The 10,756-nt window shown below is 56.2% G+C and carries 5 protein-coding genes; 1 reads left to right on the top strand and 4 read right to left on the bottom strand.

What is annotated here, in order from left to right; translation table 11 throughout:
* Window positions 1–497 precede the first annotated feature (497 nt).
* Complete coding sequence (locus AKV04_RS11230) at window positions 498–3,485, top strand: TrlF family AAA-like ATPase (protein WP_054006523.1); 2,988 nt, start codon at window positions 498–500, stop codon at window positions 3,483–3,485.
* Between the two features lie 100 nt (window positions 3,486–3,585).
* Here the strand turns inward: AKV04_RS11230 and AKV04_RS11225 are convergent, their stop codons facing one another.
* The 4 genes from AKV04_RS11225 to AKV04_RS11210 all read right to left on the bottom strand — a co-directional run.
* Complete coding sequence (locus AKV04_RS11225) at window positions 3,586–6,954, bottom strand: YhaN family protein (RefSeq protein ID WP_054006522.1); 3,369 nt, start codon at window positions 6,952–6,954, stop codon at window positions 3,586–3,588.
* Window positions 6,954–8,207, bottom strand: a complete 1,254-nt coding sequence (locus tag AKV04_RS11220) for a metallophosphoesterase family protein (protein WP_054006521.1) — start codon at window positions 8,205–8,207, stop codon at window positions 6,954–6,956. The genes AKV04_RS11225 and AKV04_RS11220 overlap by 1 nt, the downstream gene beginning before the upstream one ends.
* A gap of 105 nt (window positions 8,208–8,312) precedes the next feature.
* Entirely contained in the window at window positions 8,313–10,337 is a 2,025-nt protein-coding gene (locus AKV04_RS11215) for a type IV secretory system conjugative DNA transfer family protein (protein WP_054006520.1), read from the bottom strand.
* Window positions 10,338–10,339: 2 nt separating this feature from the next.
* Window positions 10,340–10,756 (bottom strand): hypothetical protein (locus tag AKV04_RS11210; RefSeq protein ID WP_215905428.1); only part of this gene is annotated, 417 nt, incomplete at its 5' end.

Raw genomic sequence — 10,756 nt, 5'->3', positions numbered from 1 at the left:
CCGTTGTCCGCTGATACCCTGGCGGAACCGAAAAACTCATCATCTTCTTCACGCTTGCACGCGAAACACCAAAATGAAGAGCGGCGGCGCGTTCGCTCAGGCCTTCGCGGCGCGCAAGGCGCACCTTTCTATAAAGTTCCACGCTGAAAATCCCCCGCCCTCCCCGTCACCAGAAAGAGCCAAAGTGGCAAAGTTTTACTCTGCCCGCAGCAAGACTATCCCGCCACTTCCGTGGCAAACTTTTGCACTGCCGTTCTCAACCGCCGCTTGAACCATCAGCGTCAAGCAGCGTAACCTGAACCCGATGAGCCCAAGACTTCCGATCCAAAATCAGGCCGCCTGTTCCAAATCATTCGACGACGGACATCGCGGTGTGCGTGCAGGTTTCCTTTTGACACTTGATTGGAACCACCTAGACTAGAGCTAGGCTTGCGCTACGCAACCGAACCTTGTTGCCACAGCTTCGAACGATTAACTTCATAACTTGAAAATGGATCATGTTGAAACCAACGAAACAAGGATCATTGTGGAGAAGGTGGGATCTTCACCTGCACACACCGGAAACGAAGCTCTCGAACGCGTTCAAGGTAGGCAAAGATATGGATGTTTGGGACGAGTTCCTAGATATTCTCGAGGCCTCAGAAGTTCATGTATTCGGAATTACCGACTACTTCTGTTGCAAAAACTATTTTACGGCAATTGAGAAATACAACGCTCGTTTCCCGAACGGAAAGAAAAAGGTATTTTTTCCGAACATTGAGTTCCGTCTTTCAGAAGCCATCGGAGCCGATGGCAAGAGTCCTGACCTCCATATTTTGTTTGATAATGACCTTACATGCTGTTCCCGAGAGCATATCGAGAACTTCCTTAGAAAACTAGAAACTCACGAAACAACCTCAACAGGATCATCGAAATTCTGTAGCGACCTCAAGACTACCAAAGACTTTGAGTCCGCAACAGTTTCGTTAAAGGCCGTCAAATCAGCGCTAAAAAGTGTATTTGGCGATACTGAGCCCTACATGTTGGTATTTCCAGCAAAGAACGATGGGATGAAAACCGTCGACACCGGGGTGCCTCGAAAAATAAGTATTGCAACTGAGATTGACAAAACATGTCACGCATTCTTTGGTGATTCAGCATGCACTGACCATTTCTTACGTCAAGACCGATATGTGGGCGAGCCTTCGCAAAAGAAGCCAGTATATTCAGGGAGCGATGCTCACTCCCTTGAGGACCTTGAGAGATTGAGCGGTCTAGTCACTGGATTCGAGCCTACTTGGATAAAAGCGGAGCCGACATTTCGTGGACTTATGCAAACTATTTTCGAGCCATCGGCTAGAGTTCACATCGGCGAACGCCCCGATGTTCAACGGCGAATGGCGCATGAAGCGACAAAATTCATTTCATCCCTGAAAGTGGATCAGATATCCTCATACGATGAGAGGAACGGGCGCTGGTTCAAGAAGATCGATATTCCGATAAATCCTGAACTGACAGCGATCATTGGAAACAAAGGGAGTGGCAAGAGCGCACTTGCTGACATTATGGGGCTTCTTGGGGACTCGAGGCAGGATAGTCACTTTTCTTTCCTGACTGATAGCTCAAGGAATAAGAAGTTTCGCCAAAGGGGCTACGCTGAGAATTTTGCAGCAGAGTTGACTTGGGCAAGTGGTCAGATTGACACGAAAAATCTTGCAGATTCTACGGATAAAGAAAAGGCGGAGCGGGTCAAATATCTGCCGCAGAATTTTTTTGAAACTCTCACAAATGAGATTGAAGTAAAGCAATTCCAAGCGGAGATCGAAGAGGTGGTTTTCTCGCATGTCGAAGAAACTGACCGCCTGAAAACGAAGAGCTTCAAAGAGCTCGAAGAACTCAAGACTAAAGAGAGCCGTGACCAAGTTAGTGCTCTTAAGGTCAAGTTGCGAGAGGTGAATCATTCCATCGATGCGTTGAGTCGTCAAAGCAAGCCAGAATTCAAAATTTCACTTCAGAAAGCTCTTGTCGCAAAACAGGAGGAGCTGGCTGCTCTGCAAGCTGCCATGCCGGTGGAGGTATCGGAACCGGCAGAAGAAAGCCCTGAGCAGAAGGCAGTGAGCGCCGAGATAGAAAAGACCTCAGCCATTCTTGCTACGCTCGAAGCAAACGAGCGGACGTGTTTGGAAGAGATTTCTTCGAAGAAGGCACGTCTTGAAAAGGCGAAGGCCCTGAATACAGCAATGAGCGCGCTTGCGGGTCATATCAGCACCCAGGTGCAGGCGAATGAGGCGGTTACCAAAGAACTGGGACTGTCTATGGATCAGATTTTGCAGTACAAAATCAATATTGAGACCATTGCTGCTCTAGAGGCGAGGCTTAAGTCTGAAATTGAGAACCTAACAGTTGGCTCAGAAAAACCGATTGAAGGCACCGATCTTACTGTGTTGGGAAACCTCCCGGATATTCGACGCGCTAAAGCCATACCTTCCGCTCGCCTTCAGGCATTGCGCGAGCAATTGAGTGCGCCTCACAAGCGATACCAAATGTATCGCCAAAGTAAGCTCGAAATAGAGCAGAAGATGCTTTTGGTACGAGGAGATGCAGCAGCACCTCAAGCTGATACGATTGCCTTTTTTGAGGGAGAGTTGCGACGCCTAGAGACGGATCTTGCTTCGAACATCGCCGCCGCAAAAGAAGCACGGAGGAAAATAGCTAAGGAGATTTTTGATAGCAAGAAGCTAGTTCTGGAGTTTTATAAAGAACTCAAGGCAAGTGTTGAAGGACGTCTTGTTCTTATCAGTGAGGAAGAGTTCAAAGTCAGCATTGAAGCTTCCTTTGTGCAAGCTCCGAACTTCTTAGAGGATTTCTTCGACATAGTTAGTAAAGCTGTCAGTGGCCCTTTCTATCGTTCCGGTGAGGATGTTTTGCAGACAAAACTTGCTTTGGTTAACTGGGGAGACTTTGACGAGATCCATGCATTTGCTGAGAAAATTGTTGCGGAAATGGAAGCGAGTGACATTGATAAGCAAATTCGGCAAAGTAAGGTCGCAAAGCAGCTACATGATTTTCTTTTCGAGATGGAATATATTGACACGAAATATGAGCTACGTTTGGGTGACAAGAATCTTAACCAGCTTTCTCCCGGAGAAAAGGGGTTGTTATTGCTTGTTTTCTATCTCTATCTCGACAAGGAAAACATACCCCTCATTATAGATCAGGCAGAAGACAATCTTGACAATGATAGTATTTTCAAGGTGCTGGCTCGCTGCATCAGAGAAGCAAAGAAGAATCGGCAAGTTATTCTTGTGACGCACAACCCGAACCTTGCTGTTGGCGCCGATGCCGAACAGATTATTTATGTGAAACTGGAAAAGCATAAGAAGTACCAGTTTTCCTATGAAAGCGGCGCTATAGAAGAGCCAAAAACAAACGCAAATATTGTGAAAGTGCTCGAGGGCTCGCGACCAGCATTCGTCCAACGCCGCCTGAAGTATCATATTTCATAGGTGCGACGGATCGAGACCACACCCCATATGTTCCTCGCGATCTACCTACCTAGGGCGCAACCGTTGATCATTTCAGCAGCACCTTTTCTGCTCCAAAATGCTAGACGTGCCTAAGATCGACCAACCTCGCCCCCGGGCAGGCCGCAACCGCGATGTCGCAGAGATGCTGATGGTGGGTCAGATAGATGACCTGCCCTTTTTGTGCCATGTCGCCCAAGAGTCCGAAGGCCTGTTCCGCGCGAACGTCGTCGAAGGTTTCCATGATATCGTCTGCAATGAACGGCACAGGGGGGCGTGACTTTGCCAGCTCATGATATCCGGCGATCCGCAGGGCAAGATAGAGCTGAAACCTGGTTCCCTTTGACAGGTCAGTCGCCAGTTTCGATCCACCCACTGCGGGCAGCGCGACAAGAATTTCGCTTGTCCCTTCGGGTTGCGCTGCAAGTCCGGTGTAGGCTCCGCCGCTGAGCTGGCGAAAGGCATCAGATGCGCGGGCCAGCATGGCGCTTCGATGACTGTCGCGATACCGCCGTAAACCCTGTTCAAACGCCATGAGCCCGAAACGCTGAGCCAGATGCGCTCGAGTTTGCTCTGCAAGCTCGTTCAAAAGGTTTGCCCTTTCAGACACGATGCGCGCAACCGCATCGTCGCCGCCGACCGCCTGAAGTAACCGCCGCGCTTCTGTCAGTTCGGCCAAGCGGGCTTCGGAGTCTGCCCTTGCAAGGGTAAGCGCATCTTGAAAGCGGGCTGCGTTGGCCTCTAGCAGGCTTGCATCCTCCAATGGTGCGGGATGTCGGGCAAGGTCGGCCTCAAGCTCGACGATATCGCGCCGCAGACGGTTGGCACTCAGGCAAGCAGACAGGTGATCGGACAAGCTTCCTTCACCAGTCCATTCAAACCGGTCTCCCAAGTCCGTGCGCTTTGCTGCCAGCGCATCTCTTTTCGCCTGACTGATGTCTTGTGCCTCAAGTTCACGCGCCAAATCGGCCAGAATTTGCGCATAGTCACGTTCGGCCTGGTGTGCGGCGCTTAGTCGATCCCCAAGACTTGCCCAAGCCGTGGTCGCAGGCAATGAAAGCGCCGCAAAGATGACGCCTGAGGCATCCAGAAAGCTGCGGCTGTTGCTTTCCATTTTTGCCACCCGGTCAGCCAGTTCTGCGCGTTCGATCTCAAGCCGGGTCAGAGTGTCGAGGCCGTCAAGCAAGGTTGCAAGACCCATATCGTTCTCAGCCACCTCGGCCAACGGCGTGCCTTTGCTGGCGGTGGCCCAATCTTCGCGCCAGCTTTCCAAAGCTAGTTTCGCTGCGGTTAGGTCACCGGTGCGCTCGCTAAGGTCGGCGGTGAGGTCTGACAACTGCCTTGCGGCGTCTTGCTGTTGGCTGGCGGTATCCAGCCGCGCCAGCGCTTCGGACCAAAGCAGGGAAAATCCGCGTTCCGGGGCGAGACTCAGCGCTTCGGCAAGATGGCACGTCGCTGCCTCTAGCGAAGTGTCTGCGCGGGTCAGGGTTTCTTGCGCGTGATCGCGGGTAGAAATTGCCGTCAGCGCCTTTTCACGTAGGAGCAACCAGCCCTTGAGATCAGCGATTCCCGCGCCGACCAGACCAAGGACTGTGGCGCATTCCGCCACTGACCGCTCGAATGCCAGCCGTGCCGCCTGCTCTGTCTGAACCTCGGCGGTGAACCTGGCCAACTCATCGATGATCTGGGCCAAGGCCAAAGCGCGTTCAGCGCCAAGCTTTGCCGCGGCGGTCGCTTCTGCCAGATGCAAAGTGATCCGGTCATCAAGCCGCAGCGCGGTTTCAAACGCTGCTGCGGTATCGGGCGCAAGGCGGGCTAGATGCGCGGCCCATGCCGCCTCACGGTGTTGGCGCGCGTTTACGGCCTCGGTCAATGATGGTGCTGCGCCTACATCCGCAGACGCGCCCTTTTGCGCTCTTGCCAGATCGCTCTTGCGGCGATCCAGAGCTTCGCGGGCATCACGCAAGGTTCGGCTGGTGGTGTGATCGGCCGTTTCCCAACCAGTGATCTGCCAAGGGGCCGGCACTGAAAGCGTCACCAGTTCCCGCGCTGTGCCTCTCCAAGGGGCCAAAGCGATTAACGCGTTCGACAATTCGGAGTTGCGGAGAGCAAGATCCTGTTCGGTGCGTGTCTTTTGCACCTCGGGATCAGTCTGGCGCAGGCGGGCGACAAGATGCGCGAGGCTTTGCAAATCTGCGGCAGGTGTGGGATCGCCCAATTTCTCGCGCGCGGCGGCCAATCGGTTCTTTGCTTTGACAGATTCATCTTGCGCGCGGCCAAGGGCCTGAAGCGTGACATCGCGCTTTGTGACCAATGCACGCAAGCGCGCCATTGATGCAGGCGCGATGCTGTGGAGCGCCGCTGCGCCAGCAAGCCCTAGCGTCTGCATTTGTCGCGCCAAGTCCGCCACGACCTCGCCCAGATTGTCCCGGCGTCTGGGCAGGTCGGCCAGTGCAGCAAGATGAAGCGGGTGTAGACCGGTCGCCTCGGAAATCTGGTCAGCCAAGGGCAAAATCGCCGGGTCGCGGACCACACTGGCCTTGCGACGATCGAGCTCGGCCAGCGTTTCGGCACGTGTGGCGATCTGACTTGCAAGCCCCTGCAGGGCCAATTCGATCTCTTGCAGGGCGCGCACATCGGCTTCGGTCGCCTCTGGCAAATCGGCGAGCGGTTCAAACTCAGCCTTCAGCCGCTTGAGCTTTGCCTGCTGCGGCAGAACAGCAATTGCCGCTGCGTTTGCCTTCAGGGCTGCATCGCATTCGTTTTCGAATTGCCGTGCCGTCGCCCATGCTTTTTCGGCGGTTGTCAGATCGCGCTGCAACTTCTGCGCGGCACTGGCCGTGATGTCTAATTCGCGCCGTTGCCTGTCCAGTTCGTGCAGCCGGTCTTTTGCCACTTTCAATGTCGAATTGCGCGCGCGCGGCTTGTGGAAGGCGTCAAGCTCTTTGCGGACTGCTTCCAGCTGAGGTCCAAGACCGGCGAGACCGGCACTGGCTGAAAACAGCATCTCACCCAGGTCACCACGGCTGGCAAGGATAGAGTCGCCACCCTGTTCCAGCGTGTCATCGTCAAGCGAGAACATCGCTGCATAGCCCTCGCGCCCAAGCCCCGCCAATGCCGCCTGCATCACCGCTTCGGGCAGTGCCTGGCCCGAGGCATCTTGTAATGTCGGACCATTGCGCTTGACCCTCACCGCTTCAAATACACTGCCCGAATGGGTGAGCCTTGCCCCGACTTGCATGGTAGGACCAGCATGCAGAAAGTCGTAACGTGTTCGGACCGGGATGCCGTACAGCAGGTCGAGCCATGCTGAAAACAGCGTCGATTTGCCAGCCTCGTTAGGGCCAAAAATAACATGCAGATCGGGCGCGCCATCTGTCGGGGTAGGAAAATCCAGGCGCACATCGGTGAAGCGGCCATAGCGCGTCAGGTCCAGCCGGTCCAGGCGCATCAGGAGCCCTCGCCCATCGTAAGCCGTGGCAACAATTGCGCCGTGCCTTCGGCCAGAAGGCTCGCGCAGTGTCGGCGCAGGGCGTCTTCGTCGTCGCCAAGCAGGTCGCGCAAATCGGGTGGCAAGTCCTGCACAAGATCGCGGGCCAGATCGTAAAGTGCAGCCATCAATGCGGGATCGGTGGGTAAATCTGAGGTGACCATGGCCACAAGATCATCTGGAAGCCGGGTTTCTGCCGTGCCGCCTCCTGAGGTCCGGTTTTCCAACTTGTCGATCCACAAGCAGTTGACCCCTTCAGCGCAAGCGACGGCCTCTTGTCGCAGTTGATCAAGATCGCGGGCAATGCGAAAGGCCAAGGATGTGTTGCCGGTCAGGTGCGGGCGCAGAACCAGATGGTCTTCAGGGCGTGCAGCCAGGCCCGCGGCGCGCAACGCACCCGTTAGGGCGGCGACGACCTGCGCCCAATCCTCCACCCCCGTCATGTCGACCGTCAGCCTGTCAAAACGCAGGGCGGCGACAGAGCGTTCGTGCAGTGTCAGATGTCCGGCATCATCCAAGATACCCAGCGTGACCGAAGCCTCCCCCGCCTCACCGATATCGCGGCCCTGTGGGATGCCGGGCATGACTACAACGGATCGCCCGTTGTAGTCGGCCCTTTTGTGGATATGGCCAAGCGCCCAATAGTCATAACCATGCGCATCCAGATCCCCAATGCTGCAAGGCGCATAGACATCATGCGCTGCACTTCCGTTCAGACTGGTGTGCATCATCCCGATGTTGAAAGCCCCCGGCAAAGGCGCAGGATAACGCGGCAGCAGGCTTTCAGGCACAGCACCTTCGGCAAAAGAGACGCCGTGTACAGCGATACTGTGGCCGCCCACCTCAAACCGTTCGGTTCCCGGTTTGGTGCCAAAGACATGGCAAAGCTCCGGCGGTTCAAGCTCTTTGCTGACCTTGGATGCTGCGTCGTGATTGCCGCGCAAGAGAAAGCAGCGAATGCCGGCTTCGGACAACCGAACCAGTTCCTGCTTCAGAAAACGCGGGGTCTTGGCCGAGGTCTGCGACCCGTCCCACAGGTCACCCGCTATTAGCAGGGCATCTACACTTTCAGCCAAACACAAATCAACGATACGTGTCAGGGCCGTGCGACTGGCAACGCTCACCTCGGCTGCAAGGTTGGGATCGCGCAGCGCCAGGGACACCAGAGGCGAATCCAGGTGCAAATCAGCGGTATGAACAAATCGAAACGCCACCTGTACTAAATCCTAACCTACGCAGAACCCAGAAATTCCATCTCTTGTGATGGTTGCAGGCTGAGCGGATAAAGACAAGCGGTGCAAGACTATAGGAAAAACTGATCAAGCCGCATCAGACCGACTCCTTTGAAGTGGCTCACTACCAGCACCTGCGAGGTTGCGGGAGAACTTGCTCATCTTTGAGACCGCGATTGTGATTGGCGGCTTCAAATCATCCAGATTAACCTCGGCCTCGGTGACGGCTTCTGGTGGTGCCACGGTGACGGGCACTTCGTTATCGACGCCTGCCTGCTTTGCCTCCTGCAAAATCTCATCCCGGGCCACAATCTCGGCCGCCAGTTTCGGCTCCGGCTCGACCGGTGCTTTCGTCTTCGCCTTCTCCGGCCTCACAAAATCCACCACTATCCTTTCCGCAAAACGCCGCTCCAGCGCCTCCATCCGTTGGGTCAGGACCTGCACCTCGGCAACCTCCTTCGGCGGATAGGGCAGGGCACCCTTTTGGGCGTCGAACAGCTTCTTGAAGGTGGGATCCTGAAAGTACACGATCCGGTGGACCAGCAGCGGGTTCTGCCGCTCCGGGATGAGGATCGCCTGATCGGGGTTTAGGCGCCGCACCTCGTCGGGGGTCAGCAGGGGCCGCTCCTCCATTCTCCGGCTGACTGAACGCCTTTGCATGAAATCCCGATCCCTAGACACGCTGTCCGACACCGAAAGTTTGGTGGTCTTGCCCAATGCATCCGAAATCTCGCCCGCCGTCTTCTTGTCGTTGGCCGCGAGGTAGAGCTTCATGCCGGCAGCGGACTCGAGTGACAGGCGGACATTCTCGCCGTAGATGTTGTCGAGGCCGGGGATCGACTGGGTGATGATCGAGACCCTCGCGCCGTGACCGGCCAGCTGTTTCAGGGCCTGCTCGACAATGGGCATTGGCCCAAGCTGGTCGAATTCGTCGAGCATGACCATGACGGGCCAGGGTTCGGATTTCGGGTCGGGGAGGGTGGAGCGCATGGTGGCGATCAACTCGCCAAAGAACAGACGAACCAAGGGTGACAGGGTGCGAATGTCATCGGCGTTTACGACGACATAGATCGACATCGGTCGTTTGCGCAGATCGGCAAAGGAGAAATCGTTGCCGGAGGTGGCGCGATCCACCGCCGGGTTGTTCCAAAGCGTCATGCCCGCGCCGCCAAGCACCGAGGCATGCGAGGACAGGGTCCGGTCGGAATATCCTGCAAACTTGCGGAAGGTCTGGGCCGCGTTTGGGTGTTTCACCTCCTCGGCATGCTCGCCATAGACCGCTTGCGTGGCGCCCCGGCCAAAGAGGATGCGGCTGATCTCTCCGATGGTGGGCTTGCCCCTTTCGATCGCAAGAAGACCACCGGCCACAAACAGCTCACGTCCCTCGGTCAGGAAGTCGCCAGCGGTGCCTTTGTCAGAAACCGTCAAGAAATAGTCCGAGATCTTGGCCAGTTCGGTGTAGCGCTGCTCAAAATTGGCAATTCGCGCGACCCGCTCGAGCGGGTTGTATCGATGGGTCGGATGTTCAAAATCGAACGGCGAGAAGCGATAGACCGCGTCGCCCTCGGCCTGGCGGTGGCGTGACGTGGCCTCAAAGATTTCGCCCTTCACGTCGAGGACGACAATGCTGCCGTTGAAGAGAAGGGTGTTCGGGATGACATAGCCCACGCCCTTACCAGCCCGGGTGGGTGCCACGACAAGGCAATGTGGGAATTTCTGGAAGGTGGCGCTGACGTATGGGGCGGTCTTGGATGGTGCCCCGAGTTTGCCAAAGACCATCCCGGCGCCCAGAGGCTGAAGAAGGCCGTTCGCTTTGATCTCCGCCTTCGCCTGGAACTTGGCCTGGCCATATTCGGTAAGCTGCTGGCGAAAGGTCAGGGCAACGGCTGCAACTGTGAACAGCACGGTCGATGCACCGACGATCTGCCAAGGCAGGACCCAGGGCACGGTGGTCAGCCGTGCAAAGCCGGGAAACTCTGCGATCATCACGAAGATGCCCGTCGCATTCGGATCCCGACCAAGGATGAGGTTCAGAACCAGCCCCCCGGCAATCAGGCCAACGAGTAAACCTGCCGTGAGGCCAAGCGGCAGCAGCAAAGCAATGCGTTGCATGATTAAAACTCCCGGTCAGTGCCACGGGCGCGGTCATGGACATGCGCCCGCGCGTGCTCTGGTGGTCGCGATGCTGCTTCGGCCACCATCCGGCGTTCCGCCGCCTCCGCTTCATGTGCGCTGAGGCCAAGCGAGGGATGCTCTTTGGCCGCCGAAACAACGGCAACCGCCATCGCCGCCCGAGCGGCCGGGTCCGGCACGTCCTTGGCAAGCGCATCAGTTCGGCCCGCGGCGATGTCCTTCAGCACCGATGCCCCGTATCGCTCCTTCATCTCTTCCGCAAAATCCCGCGCCTGATCCTCATTCCGGAAGGAGACAGAGCCTTGCTGGGCATGAACCTTTGCCAATTTACCCAAAGCTTCGACCACCGGGTCAGGGCCTCGCCCTACTTCAATCGTTCGGGCGGACTGGATCAGTTC

The organism is Cypionkella psychrotolerans (assembly GCF_001294535.1).
Lineage (GTDB): Bacteria > Pseudomonadota > Alphaproteobacteria > Rhodobacterales > Rhodobacteraceae > Cypionkella > Cypionkella psychrotolerans.
This window is presented reverse-complemented; position numbering and strand designations above follow the sequence as displayed.

Bases quoted from the DNA above. Each gene is read 5' to 3' on its own strand.
- AKV04_RS11230 (WP_054006523.1), top strand. From the start codon at position 498: ATGTTGAAACCAACGAAACAAGGATCATTGTGGAGAAGGTGGGATCTT.
- AKV04_RS11215 (WP_054006520.1), bottom strand. From the start codon at position 10,337: ATGCAACGCATTGCTTTGCTGCTGCCGCTTGGCCTCACGGCAGGTTTA.
- AKV04_RS11225 (WP_054006522.1), bottom strand. From the start codon at position 6,954: ATGCGCCTGGACCGGCTGGACCTGACGCGCTATGGCCGCTTCACCGAT.